Origin of the sequence: Paenibacillus sp. ICGEB2008 (assembly GCF_000307675.1) — a bacterium.
Classification (GTDB): Bacteria; Bacillota; Bacilli; order Paenibacillales; family Paenibacillaceae; genus Paenibacillus; species Paenibacillus polymyxa.
This window is the reverse complement of the sequence record NZ_AMQU01000007.1, coordinates 657,346-674,229: the sequence shown is the minus strand read 5'-3', so window position 1 is coordinate 674,229 and position 16,884 is coordinate 657,346. Positions and strand designations below refer to the sequence as shown.

Below are 16,884 nucleotides of genomic sequence, written 5' to 3'. Positions count from 1 at the left end.
CCTACATGTTCATGGCTGAAGCGTATGAATGCAGGTACGCTCATAGGTGTCTGCACAGCAGCTTTACATGTGCTAAAGCAGCGGGCCTGATCTCTTCAAATGTTAAACCGTCCTGAATATAAAATGACACAAAGCCATGCATGGATAAAAACAGACTTTTCGGTACTCTTGAGCATTCTTCCTCCGAATGTCCCTGACCATCCAATTCCTGGCGAATCATAGACGCAAATAATTCCACACAACGGTTTTGCTCTGTACGACAGTATGCAAATAGTTCTTCATCGTGCATCATGAACATAATTTCGTACTGATATGGATTTTCCAAGCCAAAACGGATATATTCCAGCATCAGGTACTCCAATCTGCTCAAGCCATCATCAGGCGTGCCTGTTGCTGCTTGCAGTAGAATCCCTCGCAATGTATTGAAATCTTCAATCACAATGGCGTAGAACAGTTCAGCCTTCTCTTTAAAATGATAGTATAACGAACCATGACTGTAACCCAGATGCTGGCCAATGCTGCGCATTGAAATCGCACGGTAGCCCTTGGTGATAAACAAGTGCCTGGCCGCTTCCAGAATCCGCCCTCTTGACAACTCCTGTTCTACTGCTCTTCTAGCCATATTATTTATTCCCCTTCAATAAAGTAAAGCTGCTCTCCCTCCGACACAAGCGATTGTCCTTGTGTCAAGTCGGTTATCCAGTTGCAGAAGGATTCCGCATCACCAGCCAGCGGCAGACAGGTTAAGGTAACTTTATCCGTAAACATCGTTTCTCCAGTACGGATACTGCGATTACGTAATTCATTTTCCACTTTGCCCAACCAAGTATAATCCAACTCCACAAAAACTTCACGATGCAGCACACGCGTAATCGCATCCCCTGCTTCAATAGCTGCAACAGCACCATCTGAGTATGCACGAATCAGTCCGCCTGCTCCCAGCAAAATTCCGCCAAAGTATCGAGTAACCACAATAGCGACATTTTTCAGCTTCTGATTACGGATTACCTCCAAAATAGGCTTACCAGCCGTCCCACTCGGTTCTCCGTCATCCGATTGCTTTTGGATTTCATCTCTTTCCCCAATCATATAAGCCGAACAATTATGGGTAGCATTCCAATGCTCTTTTTTGATGCGCTCTATAAAAGCAACTGCTTCTTCCTCAGTTTGAACAGGCTGAATATGGCCGATAAAACGCGATTTTCGGATTACAATTTCCTTGTTGCCGGCACCGCGTACAGTTCGGTATTGTTCCAACATACACGTATAACCTTCCTTACTTCATTTTACAAGAAAGCAGTTCCCCGCTTCTGGCAGCTGGCGAACTGCTTTCCTGTACTTAATTGATGCTATACACTATAACGCTTCAGACCGAAAGCCTGTTTCGAATCAGAAATTATAGTTCCCTTATTCAGACAATCTCGCTTCAAGCTCAGCTTTTTCTTTTTCGAAGCCCGGTTTGCCGAGCAGCGCAAACATGTTCTTTTTGTAAGCTTCTACGCCCGGTTGATCGAACGGATTTACGCCCAACAGGTAGCCGCTGATACCGCAAGCCTTTTCGAAGAAATAAGCAAGGTAGCCAAAGGAGTAAGGGCTCAAGTCAGGAATATTTACAATCAGGTTTGGTACTTGTCCGTCTGTGTGAGCCAGCAATGTACCTTGGAATGCTTTTTTGTTTACAAAATCCACTGTTTTGCCTGCCAGGAAATTCAGTCCATCCAGATCATCCTCATCTGCTTCGATGGTGATGTGACTAGGTACATTTTCTACTTGGATTACCGTTTCGAAAATGTTACGGCTGCCTTCCTGAATGAATTGTCCCATAGAGTGAAGATCTGTCGAGAAGTCAACAGAAGCTGGATAAATACCTTTATAATCCTTGCCTTCGCTTTCTCCGTACAGCTGTTTCCACCACTCGGATACGAAATGCAAAGACGGCTCATAGTTTACGAGAATTTCAATTGCTTTACCTTTGCGGTACAAAGCATTACGAACGGCTGCATATTGGTAAGCCTCGTTCTCAGCTACATTCGGGTTGCTGTATTCTTTGGAAGCGTCTGCTGCACCTTGCATCATTTCTTCGATGTTGATGCCTGCTGTAGCAATCGGCAACAAGCCTACTGCTGTCAGCACGGAGTAACGGCCACCCACATCATCAGGAATAATGAAGGATTCATAGCCTTCCTCGTTAGCGAGCTTTTTCAGAGCGCCACGTTCTTTATCCGTTGTAGCGTAAATACGTTTGCGCGCTTCTTCTTTACCATATTTTTTCTCCAGAGCCGCACGGAATACGCGGAAAGCGATAGCTGGCTCGGTTGTTGTACCTGATTTGGAGATGACATTCACAGAGAAGTCTTTTCCTTCAATCAGTTCCAACAGATGATTCACATATGTAGAGCTGATGTTGTTGCCTGCAAAATAGATAGCTGGACCCTTGCGTTGGTCTTTAGGCAGCGCATTGTAGAAAGAATGCGACAGCATTTCAATCGCAGCACGTGCTCCAAGGTAAGAACCGCCAATACCGATTACAATCAATACCTCGGAATCGCTTTGAATTTTAGCAGCAGCCTTTTGGATGCGCGCAAATTCTTCTTTATCATAATTGGTAGGCAGGTCAATCCAACCCAAGAAATCGGAACCTACACCTGTTTGATTGTGCAGTTGCTCATGAGCCAACTTGATGGGCTCTGCAAAATAATCAATTTCGTGCTGCCCTACAAAGGAGAGCGCTTTAGTGTAATCAAAAATAACTTTTTTAGACATGTTTGGAACCTCCTGTTTGGTATTACTAAGACCATGAATACGAACATAAGGACTTAGGAATAGGATACTTTAATTTGCTGAGCCTGACAAGCTTGCGTTACCTGTGTGTCCTGTGCCTCGACAGACCCTGCTGTAGATAGGGTAGCATGCCCATGCTACAATGAACTGAGAGCAATCTGTTTCAATATTCAATTCAAGCCGAACTCGCATCTGCATCGGACGGCAACTTCCAACAAGAAAGGTGATTAGCAATGAAAAACATCGGATTTATCGGACTGGGCACGATGGGCGCCCCGATGGCATCCAATCTGCTAAAGCAGGGATTCGGAGTCACAGTTTATAATCGTACCGCTTCGCGCTGCGAGCCCTTGGTAGAGCAAGGCGCACGTGCAGCTTCGACCCCTCGTGAAGCGGCCGAAGGGCAGCACCTGGTCATTACCATGGTCAGCGATGATCAATCAATACGTGACGTGTATTACGGTCAGGACGGTGTGTTTGCTGGTCTTACGGCTGGTATGACCGTGATGGACAACAGCACAATTTCACCTGAGCTGGTCAAACAATTGGCCGTCGAAGCGGACAAGCTGGGCTGCTCCTTCATTGATGCCCCCGTAACAGGCAGCAAGCCTGCCGCTGTAGATGGAACACTCGTGTTCATGGTCGGCGGTCATGCAGAAACGATTGCGGCACAATCAGATGTTTTTGATACCTTGGGCAAAAAGGTGCTCCATATGGGACCAAATGGTAGCGGGGCCGTGGCCAAGCTCGCTCACAATACGATGGTCGGTATAAATAACCTCGCTCTGGCTGAAGGCTTTGCCATCGCGGCTAAATCCGGCATTCCAGCAGACAGCTTCCTAGAATTGGTACAGCTCGGATCGGCAGGTAGCAAGGCCGCTGACCTGAAAGGGCGCAAAATCATCGAGCATGATTTTAGCAACCAATTCTCACTTGCCCTGATGCTCAAGGATTTGAAGCTCGCTGCCTCACTAACAGACAGCCTGTCCATCCCTACGCCTATGTTGTCCATTGCCAAAAGCTTGTTTCAAGCCGGACAAACACAAGGCTATGGCGACGAGGATCTATCTGCTGTTGTAAAGACATACGAAGCATGGATTGGCCGCACCATTGGTGGTCAGCCTCTTGAGTAAGCTGTACTTTTCTTTGTAACCATGCTGCTGTGTGTTTGTATTTATAACACAGCTTTAGGGTAAGAACACTCGGCTAGTAGCTTGAGTGCTCTTACCCTTTTCAGCTCATTATTCCGGATAAGAACAGCAATAATCCGTTACACTTCGTACTTCCAGCTTGAAGGAAGACTTCGCAGGTACATGGAAGGTCAATGTGCCATGTATCTCCAGCCATTCCTCAGTACCTGGAAGCATCACTCTCAGGTCCCCTGCCAAAATCTCCATAATCTCACGGGAATCCGTACCGAACTCGTATGTTCCCGGCAACATAATCCCCAGTGTTACCTTACTACCATCACCTAGGATAACTGTGCGGCTTGTAACCTGACCATCGTAATAAACATTTGCTTTTTTAACTACGCTTACTCCATCGAACTGTGTCATTCGTTATCCCCTCATCTGCTCTCAATGGTGAATGAATATGGTGCATCATAACATAATTTGGATTCCAGCTTCAGTATGAAAATACACACTGTATCTGCGTACTCTATCCACTGATAATTCAAAGACATTTTATCGCAAAAGACAAATGTATGAAACAAACAGCCGTAAGCCTTACTCAGGTTACGACTGTTTGTGATACATGGATTGCCACAGCAGGTAAGTCGTTTGCCAGCAATACACGATCATGGATTTATGGACAAACTCTTCCTAATTGCTGATGCTCCAATGTTTTATTTCAACAAAGCTTTGACACGGCTAACAACATTCTCTACTGTAAAGCCGTATTCCTTAATTACACGGTCACCAGGTGCGGATGCGCCAAATGTGCTGATACCGAGAATGTCGCCTTGGTCGCCAACATATTTTTCCCATCCCAGTGGATACGCCATTTCTACAGCCAAACGAGCTTTAACTTCAGGCAGCAGAACGGAATCTTTGTAAGCTTTGTCTTGTTTTTCGAACAGATCCCAGCTTGGGAAGCTGATAACGCGTACTTGAATACCTTCTTCTGCCAGTGCTTCCTGTGCTTTAACAGCCAGTTGTACTTCGGAGCCTGTAGCCAGAATTTGAGCAACCGGTTTGCCGTCTGCTGCATCTGCAACCACATAAGCACCGCGTTTGATACCTTCGCGTGCATGCTCAGCAGTAGCAGCCAGGATTGGCAGGTTTTGACGAGTCAATACCAGTGCAACCGGGTTTTTCTTGTTTTCCAGCGTGTAAGCCCAAGCAGCAGAAGTTTCATTACCATCAGCCGGACGAATGACCGTCAGGTTCGGGATAATACGCAGAGAAGCCAATTGTTCGATCGGCTCATGAGTCGGGCCATCTTCACCAACAGCAATACTGTCGTGAGTCAGAACGTAGGTTACAGGCAATCCCATCAGAGCTGCCAGACGAACGGCTGGACGCAGATAATCTGTAAATACGAAGAATGTACCGCCGAATACTTTTACGCCTTGGTGCAACGCCATACCGTTCATCGCAGCAGCCATACCGAACTCGCGGATACCGAAGTAAATATTACGGCCAGCGTAGTCCTCTGGCGTAAAGTTCGTCAGGTTGTTCAAGTGTGTCATTGTGGAGCTTTCCAAGTCAGCAGATCCGCCTGTCAGGAAAGGAACGTTTGGAGCCAATCCGTTCAGTGCATTCCCAGAAGCTACACGAGTTGAAACCGCTTTGTCTTCTGTAGAGTATTTCGGAAGGTCACGATCCCAACCTTCTGGAAGATCGCCGTTTACAGCAGTTTCAAACTGAGTTGCCAAATCAGGGTGAGCCGCTTTGTATTTCGCAAATTGTTCATCCCATGCTTTGTTAGCTGCGATACCGCGCTCTTTTACTTTAGCAAAGTGCTCGCGAACCTCTTGTGGTACATGGAAATCCTCTTCGTATACCCATTTGTAGAATTCTTTAGTCAGTTTAGCTTCTTCTGATCCCAGCGGGGAACCATGAGTACCACCGTGTCCGCCTTTACCTTGTTTGTTCGGGCTTCCGTAACCAATGACTGTTTTTACTTCAATCAACGTAGGACGTGTCGAATCGGCTTGTGCTTCTTCAATTGCTTTTTGGATCGCTGGAAGATCATTACCATCTTCTACGCGCAACACTTGCCAGTTGTATGCTTCAAAGCGTTTGGCAACACTTTCGGAAGAGGACAGATTAAGCTTGCCATCCAGTGTAATATCATTGGAATCGAACAATACGATCAGCTTACCCAGTTGAAGGCGACCAGCCAACGAAGCGGCTTCATGCGAAATACCTTCCATTAGATCGCCATCGCCGCAAATAGCATATGTGAAGTGATCCACAACTTTAAAGTCATCTTTATTATATGTTGCACCCAGTTGTGCTTCTGCCATAGCCATACCTACGGACATTGCCAAGCCTTGTCCCAGAGGTCCAGTTGTAGCATCTACACCAGCAGTGTGTCCAAACTCAGGGTGACCCGGTGTAAGGCTGCCCCATTGACGGAATTGCTTTAGCTCTTCCATAGGTAGATCATATCCGCTCAGGTGAAGAAGGCTGTATAGCAACATAGAACCGTGTCCTGCAGACAGTACAAAACGGTCACGGTTCACCCATGTTGGGTGATTTGGGTTATGGTTCATTGTTTTAGCAAAAAGTTGGTAGCCCATTGGCGCGGAGCCCATCGGCATACCAGGGTGTCCCGAATTCGCTTTCTCGATGGCATCAATTGCCAACGTACGGATCGTTGTGATGGACAAATTGTCAATGGTGGAGTTTTCATCCTTTTGAATCGCTTGATTCTGGTCAGTCATGGTTTGCCTCCTCATATTGTATAAAGTATGTCAATTGCATTCCGTCATACTCTCCAATGCTCCCGTCCGATATAGAAACAGGGCTATCGAAGTGAGTGAATCTGCTTGAATGTTTCAATATGACTTATACATTCTTAAGTATTGTACCATTTGCCGTGAAAGTTTGCCAGATCGTTTATAAAGATGATTGTCGAAATGGTCGAATTGTAGTACAGCCCTCATATCAATATACCCGTTATGTATTAACATCATTTAAAAAATAAAGAAATCGCAAAAAAATTTTTATAGGTTCCAGATATAATGCAAATACCTACCCCACACAAAAAAACAAAGCCCATTATGCACTGGGCTTTGTTTAATCTGACATGTAAACTCACAAGTTTTCATGAATTTGAAATTGTTAAGTTCAATTAAAAACGACCGTTTTGTTCTCATGAACCAATATACGATCCTCTGTATGCCACTTCACGGCTCTTGCCAACACGACCCGTTCAATCATGCGACCGATCCGTTTTAGCTCATTTACATCATCTCCGTGGCTCACCCGCTGCACGTCCTGCTCAATGATCGGACCACCGTCCAATTCTTCGGTTACATAATGCGCAGTAGCACCAATAATTTTCACACCGCGATTATAAGCTTGGGCATACGGCTTGCCACCCACGAATGCAGGTAAAAAGGAATGATGGATATTGATAATCCGGTTGCGATAATGCTCAATAAACTTAGGCGAAATAATCTGCATATACCGGGCCAAAATGATCACGTCAATCTCTTCGCCAATGACCTCTAGCTGACGACGCTCTGCCTCTGGCTTCGTGTCGGCTGTCACTGGTATATGGTGATACGGAATGCCAAAGGATTCCACATACTCCTTCATATCAGGATGATTACTAACCACCAGTGAAATATCCGCATCCAGGTCCCCTGCCTGCCACTGCCACAGCAATTCTACCAAACAGTGATCTTCTTTGGAAACGAAAATAGCCAATTTTTTCTTGCGGCTGACCGCAGAAATCGTCCACTCCATACGGAATTGCTCGGCAACAGCGACAAAGTCCTGCTCCAATTGCGACTGAGCTGCACTCAAATTAGGCAAATCAAATTCAATCCGCATAAAAAACATACCGCCGGACGGGTCCATTGTATATTGGTCAGATTGGACGATATTGGCCCCATGCTCGTACAAAAAGCGGGACACGGTCGCTACAATACCTGGCCCATCTGGACAAGATACAAGCATGCGTGCACGGTTTTCATGTGTAGATACAGTGCTGTTTGGCTGATGTTTTACGTGAATTTCCATGTGGCTATTAGTCCCCCTTATCTTATACCGTCACAGGCAGATGACTACCGGCTAACCAGGCAATCAACCGTTGATTAATGTGTTCTTCGCTCATCTCTGGAAAGAGTGCTGCTTCCATTATCATGTCATACAGACGCTCCAGCGGCTCACGTGGATCTGCTTTTCTTGCTTTAGCATCATTTTTCAGCAGAGTCCAGGTATCCAGTACAAATTCACGGACATCCACATCCTGTTTTTTGAAAAACGAATGCAGCTGTTCCACCTGACTCAAAAACTCATCTCCAAAGCGTTCCTTTACATTTCCGCGAAGCAAGGCAATCTCAACCTCATACATTGGTCGTTGAGTTTTGGCTTCTTTTCCGATCCACGGCGTCTCCAGAATAAACGGACGTCCTTGAAGTGCTTCATGATGTACCACATTATGAATAGTCTGATAACCAATCCAGCCCGATCCAATCGGTGTATGGCGGTCTTTATGCGCACCAACTGGATTTTTGCTGTCATTAATGTGGACAACTGCGATGCGATCCAAGCCGACAATACGGTCAAATTGCTCCAGTACACCGTCCAAATCATTGACAATGTCATAACCCGCATCATGAATGTGACAGGTATCCATACAAACCGTTAGACGCTCGTTGCGCTCTACTTTATCTATAATGGAGGCAATTTCCTCAAAGCTACGACCCATTTCTGTGCCCTTGCCTGCCATCGTTTCAAGTGCAATATTGACATCTGTCTCCTTCACACCGTTCAGTACCTCGTTCAAACCATCAGCAATGCGTCCAATTCCGTACTCTGCATCTTTATCTGTAAAAGCCCCCGGATGCAGCACAATATTTTTCACACCAATCGCATGTGTGCGCCGAATTTCCTCCTGTAGAAAACTGACTGCAAGCTCATAGGTATTTTCTTTGTAGGAACCGAGATTGATGATATATGGAGCGTGCACCACGATATCTTCCATTCCCTTTTCCGCCATTAGCTGCTTGCCTTCCTCCAAATACATGGACTCCATCGGCTTACGGCGCGTGTTTTGAGGTGCCCCCGTGTATATCATAAACGAGCTGGACCCGTAAGAAGACGCTTCTTTTGTAGCGCTGAGCAGACCCTTGTCCGAGAAGGACACATGAGAACCAATTTTCAGCATGATTTTGATTCATCCCCCTATCCTGTTATGCTTGTCTTATTTTAATTTAATCATTTTAACGTGATTATTGAAATCAAACAACATAGCGTTTATGGCAACTTTTTTTTAAATGACTCCCTTTATGGAACATACAGACATAGTGCCCATCAGAATATATGTTATTGAAATGTAGGTAGAATAAAGCGTGAATGGACCTTCTCAGCGTACACAGATATGTTCAATATGAAGCTTTTGTATCAAAAAGGGTTATATTTTATAACAGAACTATTTTTTCGAATTGGAAGGAGAACTGACTCCATGAACATCATCGTATGCGGAGGAACTGGATTGGTGGGGAGTGCGCTGGTCAAAAGCTTGCTAGATGACGGATATACGGTGAAAGTCATTACCCGCAAGCCGCTGGTTGGACACGAAGCGAGCCCCCGCTTGCAGTATATGAGCTGGAACGAATTAAAACAAAAGCCTGAATTACTAGAAGGTACAGATGCGGTCGTTAATTTAGCAGGTGAGACGCTGAATCAGCGCTGGACAGACAAGTCCAAACAAAGAATTCTTCAATCACGACTGCTTTCCGTTGCCCGGTTGGCTCAAGCGTTGAATGCTCTGCAAAAGAAACCGGAAGTTATCATTCAGGCTTCGGCTGTTGCCGCCTATGGTACCTCCTTGACCGAAACATTTGACGAAAAAAGTCCGCGCCGTTCGGAAGATTTTCTGTCTCAGGTGGTTGAGCAATGGGAGGAAGCTGCCAATGCCTACCCTGCCGATGTCCGTCTAATTAAGTTACGCATCAGCCTAGTGCTGGACAGAAAAAAAGGAGCATTCTCACTCATGAAGATGCCTTACGTCTTCGGATTCGGTGGAAAAATAGGGAGCGGCCATCAATGGATGAGTTGGATTCATATTGCCGATATCGTTCGTCTGATCTCGTATTGCATTCATACACCAGAGATTTCCGGGGCAGTGAACGCTTCATCACCACACCCTATGACGAACGACCAATTTGGGAAAACAGTAGCTAAGGTATATCGTCGTCCACACTGGTTTCCCGTTCCTGGCTTTCTAGTTCAAAAGCTATTGGGTGAGATGAGTACGCTTGTATTAGACGGCCAAAAGGTAATACCGCGTAAAGCGCTGGAGCACGGATTTAAGTTTAAGTATTCTTCACTGAAGGAGGCGCTAGAGGAACTTCATTCTCCTCACAAGCAGCGTTGAATTAAAAAATGAACTCTATGGAGGATAGATAATATCTTTGTATCTCTACCAGCTTAGGGTTCATTTTTGATTTAGACATAATTTATCAATTAAACTTGAGATCTTTGAGTTGCCTTGCTTCAGGCCTATGAATAATCTTCTATTTATAAAAAAGAAGCCCAGAATATAACAGGCCTCTTCTTAACATATATCCATTTAACGTTTACTCAAGATGCATTAGAGGATTTAAAAGAGTCCAATCGATAAGTATAAGAGACTCCAGCGATTTTAAAAGTGTCTCCATCCTGCATGGTATACTCCTTATAAGGCACCATAGGCTCTCCATTCAGCACAGTTCCGTTCGTCGAGGATAAATCCTTTACAATGTGGCTTTTCCCTCCTGTAACTATACAAATCTCAATATGAGAACGAGAAACTCCATCCGTATGCTCTACAAACTGGACCAATTGCGGATCTCTACCGATGATAAAGCTGCCTCCAACGAATTGGTCGGGCTGCAACCGTATGCGCTCGGTTTCTCCACTCCCAGGTAACTTACGATCCAAGCAAGCAATTGGCGAGTGCTGAACAGTTGGACTCTGTATGTCTTGATCTGGACGAAGCAGCACGGTTTCCTGCTTGGATACCGTATTGAGTAGCTCCGTTACCCCGGACAAGGACTTATAATAAGCCTCGCTGGTATCGCTGTCGTCCAATTCATTTCCCGGCGCGGAACCTTTCCTCGAAGGCTCGTGCAAGTCATAATTTGTACTTACTTTCCCTCTATCCTCCGTCGTTCGGCTTCCCATGCTTTTAGGTTCTAAGTCTGGAAAAGTCCAACGCCAGCTCTCCTGTGCTTGATCACTTGAATCAGTTGATGGCTTGTCTTGATGATGGCGTCCCGCTACAAACCCAGTCAGCTTATCTACCTGATAACGGTCATTTTTTCGTTGTGCTGGAGGAGTAGTTCCTAACCATTCCGAATCCAATACAGGTACTGCTTCACTATAAAAATGAGATGAAGCTCGATTGCGCTCTAATTTCCCCGTCCAGCTTATATAAGCAACAGCGACAAGTACCGAAGTCAGCACAATTGAAATAAGCAAGGACACCGTCTCAGGATGATCCAAATAAATATAACGCCAAACAATGGCCGAAGCGAGCAGACATCCGAGAGCAATGTATGTTTTATATTTTTGTAATTTAGGCTCCGCCTGTTCATCTTCCATTTCGTTGTCGGCTCCTAACTCGACATTCTCCTCTGATTTTGTGGACTGCTTGAGTCGATTGACTCGCTTAAGCTCCTGAATTTCCTGCAGAGTCTCCCGATGTTCTTGCCCGTACATTCTTCCTCCACGATCTGTATCGTTACCCTGTATGGTATGAGAGGAATGAACAGATGATCTACCTTTATCCAGACCCCCGACGCTCTGTTCACTGGCCGTCATCCCTTGCAACAGTAGTTCCTTCAACGCGCCCAACTCAAATTCATTTCTCTCGCATAGATCGAGTATGCGCTGTATAGATTCTCCCTGAGGGTGAGCCACACGAGTCATCAAGCGAATAACCATCTGCTTAAAATAACTACCTGTTTGTTCCGTATACTGTACACTGCACAAAGGAACATAGGTCAAACTGACGCTTTCCCTTGTACCTAAACCGCTTATAAAAATGTAATCCTCGTGCAAAATAAACTGGCGGATATTTAACATATATTGTGGGCTACGATGAAGAGCATCTACTATTTCAAAAAGAATCCGGTAGAAATCAGAAATCGACACATTCCCACCTTTCCATACTTGGGAAAGCATACGTCGCGCCGAAATATCGTAATGTAACTCGATCTGAAAATCGACTTCTTTGATTCTAAGTTCCAGTAGACCGGGAATCCGATTGCCAGTCATCATTCGGGTCTGTACAGAATTTAAATCATCGGTCTTGAGCCCGCCTTCCTTGTTTAGTATCATAAACGTTCCGCCATTACGAACAAAATCCCTACTTAAACCAAACAATTCATGACCTCCTTACAAATTCTTATTCCCTGAGGTAGCATGATCTCACGAATCGGACACGTCATGACAAGAAGTAAAGATAAGCACTGACCGCTCCCGGAATAACTGCTGTCATAAAAGGAAATCTGAGGTGTGCTTCTCTCCCGCTTGTCAGCGCTTTGCCGCTGCGAAACAGGAAAAACCCTCCCAAATTAAACGCCACGCGTCGCAATCTCATGATGGTTTCCCTCCTCCATAGCAAAATCCCTATACCAATAATGCCTGCAAAAAAAATCGAATATAGAGCCGATTGCCATGCAAAAGCAGCTCCTGTCCAGGCTCCAATTAAGCCGAACAGCTTTACATCTCCTGCACCAATTGCTCCCATCCAGTACAAAATCTGCATGAATCCAAAGCCGGTGCCAAGACCAGCAATAGCAAATAAAAAACCGTGCCAACCTCCGAACAGAGTATTGAACAGCAAGCCTACCGCTATGCCGGGCAATGTAAGCTTATTAGGTATTTTCATGCTTCGTAAATCTGTCACTAGCGCGATCGCCAGCAGAACTCCGCACACAATATACATCCACGTCAATGCGATCTTCCCCCTTATAACAATGAAAATTAACAGGCCTGCTAAATCATTTTTCATTGTAGTTATCTCTATACATCTATATCTAGCCTATCCATCAGTTGTCTTCTGCACAGAAAACGGAACCTCAATACGTTGGCCATCCTCCGTTTCAATTACAAAGCTCCATTGACCTGGTGTTGTGTTTGTTCCCACAAACCAGTTCCATTCAACAATCCCGTCTGCATCGGCCGAGGTCCAGCCCAAGTGCTGAGCTGTGCTTTCACCTGACTTATAGAGTACAGAAAGGGCAGCATTCGTCCCAGGTTCAACCTTGGCCTTGATCAAATTGTATACACCCTTCACAGCAGGTTCAGGCTTGACGAGCAACTGTATGGAATGCTGCGCATCCTTCTCCCCTGTTGCATCACCTGTACCTGCTCCCTCTCCTGTATCACCAATCCAAAGACGTTCCTCAGCTGCCGCTTGGAGCACAATGTTGCGATACAAAAAGGGAACCTTCATCGGCAGTTCATACGATAGCTCTACTCTAAAATAAGGGTCCTTAGTTTCTGTAAGAGAGGGTACATGTACGCTCGTTATGTGAATACGGTCATACTCCAGAATACTTTTCTCCATAAAAGGCTTTAGCATCGGCTTCAGAACAGGATCAAGTGCAGCCTCCGTCAAGCGTCCCTGTAACTCCTCCAGCGGCTTTTTGCCGCCTTGAATAGCAGTTTCTACCCAATCACCGATTGGAGGTGGCAGTTGGGCAGTGAATTGGCTTGCATATTCACTCACAGATAACTTGGGCAGTTCATCCAGCGGTTCGCGGACTGCATCTATTTTCGCGGACGTCGCCTCCACGGCTAGAGACACTGGGTAGATTTTAGCCGAAACCTGCTTAACTGTTTCTGAAGCAGTAGTCTGCAAAGCTGTGGAGACCAGTGTCATTTGGACCATATAAATGAGAAAAATAATAAAAAACAAAAACAATGGCAGCACCAATGACGCTTCTAAAACAATACTTCCTTGTTCACGCTGCTTCTGTCCACACACCTGTTGTAGATACTGATTAGTAGGAAAAATGCGCTGTTTTCGTGACATAGTACACACTTCCCTTAATACTCTCGCCTTCTTTGGAGGCGGTTCCGAGCATCTTCATTACTCCAGGTAGAAACCACAGCCTCATCCCATTCTTGACCTCACCCTTTGCATACGTCCGTCGCTCAGCGGGATTCACATCTGTATTCAAGCGAATCAAAGCAAGCATACGAGACATTTTTCGTTCATTATTGCTATGAAGCATCAGGAACAATCGCAAATGATCCTTGTAAGTCATTCGAAATTTCAGAAAGTCAGACAAAGGCACATCCCCTTTTTGTGCCAGCATGATCATATCTTCAATCGCCTTCTCTACTCCATATAACAAAGCTGCCGCCAAAACGACCAACGGGTTACCCTTTGAACTGTTTTTGACCAGTCCCTCCATCGTTCGAATGGCAAGCCTCATAGCAAAAATTTCCCCATAGGCAGATGCCAGGTTACCTGTCGGATTATGAAACCCATACAAAATGTACTCAACTTCCTGATTATTCACCTCCAACTGGTCCCCTAAAATCTGTGCAGCATTACCCACATTTCCACCTGATCCAGCCAAATTGCCAAATCGGCTGAAATCCACATGATGGAAGTAAGAAAGCGCATATTCATTCTGGTAAAACTCGTCTCCCAGTTGAGTCAGTAAGTTGGATGCCGCCTCGTATAGACCATCCATACTATCCATGGAATCCCCCGCTGCATCATAGGTGTCATAGGACAAATCAGCGGATACAGATGGACTGGATGAAGACTGATTAAAAGAAATACTTTCATTGTAATACTGCTCCACCACTCGGAATTGCTCAGCACTTTGTTTACCTTTAGAAAGAACCTCAATGATCCGATAAGCTTGCTTGATCTTGTTTTTCGCCTCTTTTTCCATTTTCTTGCGTTCTTTGTCCGGTCCGCGTCGCGTATCCATCGTTCTAGCCTCACCGTCGAGAACATTGGCGGGTCCCGCCCAAGCATACGTATTTAAGTATTTATCTATCTCCTTGAGCGTTGAAGCAACTTCTTGCTTGAGCATGTCTGCATTCAAAAATGGATCTGTATAGAAAGATAGCGTACGCATAATACTCGTTAATCTATTGTTAGAAGCATTTATTGCAGTCCGTTGCTTTTCGATTTCTGCTTCCCATTGCTCAAATTCATTGTTCGGAACCAACAAATCCTCTGCCCTTTGCCGGGCACTTCCTACAGACGGATCGGCGTTGGAGCCCGCTCCGCTTGGGGTGGGGGCTGCGGAAACCTCGTCATAACCTGCATTGGCCGCTCTCTGTTTATATTGGACAATGACTTTGCGCATTTCTTCATTAATTTGCCGAGCTTCATTCAAAGGTTCCTTGGCTTCCAGAAGCAGCTTATCATGCTCCTCTCCAGTCTGAACCATGACCTGTCGCAGGCGATCCAGCGCTATCCTTGCCCTTCTTGCATATTTCTCCATCTGCATGATTTTAACATCGTCCACACTCTTCTTGTTGTCCTCATATACATGCACGTAATGCTTATATTGAGCAGCAATGTCGGCTACAACTTCAAGTGGGTCCCATATATACTGATTGGGCATATATGTCCCACTCTGTTTAATAATCCGTTTGCGAACCTCTTCCATATAAGCTCCTGCCTTACGCTGTTTCTCCAGCATGTCATCCAGTTTGGCCTCTCGTCTGTCGTACAGCTTTTGCAGCCGTTTCAGCAAATCTACCGTGTGTGAAGCCTCTTTCATATTTTGAGAGAGCGGCTTTAGCTTTTCTAGCACTTCCATCGTAAAATCGACAGGTGCTTTATACTTCATCTCTTCACGGATTTGCTCGTTAAATATGGCATATTTACCAAGCTCCCTTTCCATTTGCAGTGAACTGGAATCCAGCTTCATATTCATTAGAGGCAGCGTTTCCGCGCGCGCCGTACGCCGTGTACTGTCATTCAGCACTTTGACCATAATTTGTTCTCCGCCACCTTCACCATAAGCAAACAAACCGTATTCCTGCTGTAATGCCGGTTCATAAGCAGACATCACAGACCGAACCGCCGCATGGGTCAGACGTTCAGTCTGTACATGCAGTGCAGCAATTCTCGCATAATCAATAAATACAGCAATAAAACCAAACATGACCGCCAAAATCAGAATGAGGAAAACCGTGACAGCCCCTGATTCCCCGTCCTTTGTATTACGTCCCTTACCAAACACCCGCTTCCTCCTTTCCAGTTACATTCCCGTTACCTACTCCTTACTGACCGTTTTGCCCATATTGCATCAATACTTTCCCTACAATTGCCGGATCTACCTTTTCACCTGAGCCTCTCCCCATAAACTTCGCACCATAATAACGGACCAATTCCACTGTACGAATCCATTCCACAGGTTCCACCACACCCGAGCTCATTTTTCCTTGTAAATCTGTATGATCTAAAAACTGATTCAACAAAGGTACCTCCACGATTTTATTTAGCTCTGTGGTCACCTTACGGTGAATCATACTGTTCTCATATGTCATCTGCCCATGCATGCCCGCAGGCATTCTATTTTCTGCATTGGACAACTTCTGAGCAGGTAACGAGCCTCCTTCATTGCCGCCCGGTACCTGTACAGTTTCCTGATTATTGGCTCCGGCCCAGCCAAACAGGGCGCCTAACATAACATCATCCTTCAAGCGCCAATTGAGAGAATCCCGTTGCCCTTGCGCAAATGCTCCCGTACGTGGGTCCTTAAAACTGTTATCCCAACTGTAAGCGGCTCTTTCCGAAGCAGTAGAAGCAACCTGCACCAATATAGATTTTTGATATATATACAGGCAAAAAAATAACATTATAAAAATGACCAACAGCAGAATGGGAAAAACGAGGGAAGCCTCCAAGGAGAAGCTCCCGTCCTCTTTTTGTACCAATTTGCGCAGCATT

Annotated in this window: 14 protein-coding genes; 2 read left to right on the top strand and 12 right to left on the bottom strand. The window is 45.4% G+C overall.

Features of this window, described 5'->3' with window-relative positions; all coding sequences use genetic code 11:
* Positions 1–40 precede the first annotated feature (40 nt).
* The 3 genes from C400_RS0107725 to C400_RS0107715 all read right to left on the bottom strand — a co-directional run bounded on the left by C400_RS0107725 (position 41) and on the right by C400_RS0107715 (position 2,763).
* The gene (locus C400_RS0107725; protein WP_017426560.1) at positions 41–622 is read right to left on the bottom strand and encodes a TetR/AcrR family transcriptional regulator; all 582 of its coding nucleotides are present in this window, start codon (positions 620–622) and stop codon (positions 41–43) included.
* 5 nt (positions 623–627) lie between these two features.
* Complete coding sequence (locus C400_RS0107720) at positions 628–1,260, bottom strand: YigZ family protein (protein WP_013369976.1); 633 nt, start codon at positions 1,258–1,260, stop codon at positions 628–630.
* Between the two features lie 147 nt (positions 1,261–1,407).
* Complete coding sequence (locus C400_RS0107715; RefSeq protein ID WP_013369975.1) at positions 1,408–2,763, bottom strand: glucose-6-phosphate isomerase; 1,356 nt, start codon at positions 2,761–2,763, stop codon at positions 1,408–1,410.
* A 251-nt stretch (positions 2,764–3,014) separates the two neighbouring features.
* On the opposite strand from C400_RS0107715, the gene C400_RS0107710 reads away from it, so the two are divergent.
* The gene (locus C400_RS0107710; RefSeq protein ID WP_017426559.1) at positions 3,015–3,914 is read left to right on the top strand and encodes an NAD(P)-dependent oxidoreductase; all 900 of its coding nucleotides are present in this window, start codon (positions 3,015–3,017) and stop codon (positions 3,912–3,914) included.
* Between the two features lie 108 nt (positions 3,915–4,022).
* Here C400_RS0107710 and ppnP read toward each other — a convergent pair whose 3' ends face one another.
* The 4 genes from ppnP to C400_RS0107690 form a co-directional block, all read right to left on the bottom strand.
* Positions 4,023–4,337, bottom strand: coding sequence for a pyrimidine/purine nucleoside phosphorylase (gene ppnP, locus C400_RS0107705; RefSeq protein ID WP_017426558.1), 315 nt, complete (start codon positions 4,335–4,337; stop codon positions 4,023–4,025).
* 290 nt (positions 4,338–4,627) lie between these two features.
* A complete protein-coding gene (tkt, locus tag C400_RS0107700; RefSeq protein WP_017426557.1) occupies positions 4,628–6,673 on the bottom strand; it encodes a transketolase in 2,046 nt (681 codons plus the stop codon).
* 406 nt (positions 6,674–7,079) lie between these two features.
* A complete protein-coding gene (purU, locus tag C400_RS0107695) occupies positions 7,080–7,979 on the bottom strand; it encodes a formyltetrahydrofolate deformylase (protein ID WP_017426556.1) in 900 nt (299 codons plus the stop codon).
* A gap of 22 nt (positions 7,980–8,001) precedes the next feature.
* The gene (locus C400_RS0107690) at positions 8,002–9,129 is read right to left on the bottom strand and encodes a deoxyribonuclease IV (RefSeq protein ID WP_017426555.1); all 1,128 of its coding nucleotides are present in this window, start codon (positions 9,127–9,129) and stop codon (positions 8,002–8,004) included.
* A 297-nt stretch (positions 9,130–9,426) separates the two neighbouring features.
* Between C400_RS0107690 and C400_RS0107685 the strand changes: the two genes are divergently transcribed.
* Positions 9,427–10,341, top strand: a complete 915-nt coding sequence (locus C400_RS0107685) for a TIGR01777 family oxidoreductase (RefSeq protein WP_017426554.1) — start codon at positions 9,427–9,429, stop codon at positions 10,339–10,341.
* A gap of 206 nt (positions 10,342–10,547) precedes the next feature.
* On the opposite strand, the gene C400_RS0107680 is transcribed toward C400_RS0107685, so the two are convergent.
* The 5 genes from C400_RS0107680 to C400_RS0107660 all read right to left on the bottom strand — a co-directional run bounded on the left by C400_RS0107680 (position 10,548) and on the right by C400_RS0107660 (position 16,883).
* Positions 10,548–12,332 carry a DUF6382 domain-containing protein gene (locus C400_RS0107680; RefSeq protein WP_017426553.1) on the bottom strand — a complete coding sequence of 595 codons (1,785 nt, stop codon included), beginning with the start codon at positions 12,330–12,332 and terminating at the stop codon, positions 10,548–10,550.
* Between the two features lie 61 nt (positions 12,333–12,393).
* Positions 12,394–12,906: an A24 family peptidase gene (locus C400_RS0107675; RefSeq protein WP_026065394.1), complete on the bottom strand. Its 513-nt coding sequence runs from the start codon at positions 12,904–12,906 to the stop codon at positions 12,394–12,396.
* Positions 12,907–12,993: 87 nt separating this feature from the next.
* On the bottom strand, positions 12,994–13,989 hold the full coding sequence (locus C400_RS0107670) for a pilus assembly protein (RefSeq protein WP_017426551.1): 996 nt from the start codon (positions 13,987–13,989) through the stop codon (positions 12,994–12,996).
* Entirely contained in the window at positions 13,958–16,174 is a 2,217-nt protein-coding gene (locus C400_RS0107665; protein WP_017426550.1) for a DUF5702 domain-containing protein, read from the bottom strand. Before C400_RS0107665 ends, C400_RS0107670 begins: the two co-directional genes overlap by 32 nt.
* Before the next feature lie 40 nt (positions 16,175–16,214).
* The gene (locus tag C400_RS0107660) at positions 16,215–16,883 is read right to left on the bottom strand and encodes a TadE/TadG family type IV pilus assembly protein (protein WP_017426549.1); all 669 of its coding nucleotides are present in this window, start codon (positions 16,881–16,883) and stop codon (positions 16,215–16,217) included.
* Position 16,884: the final 1 nt, after the last annotated feature.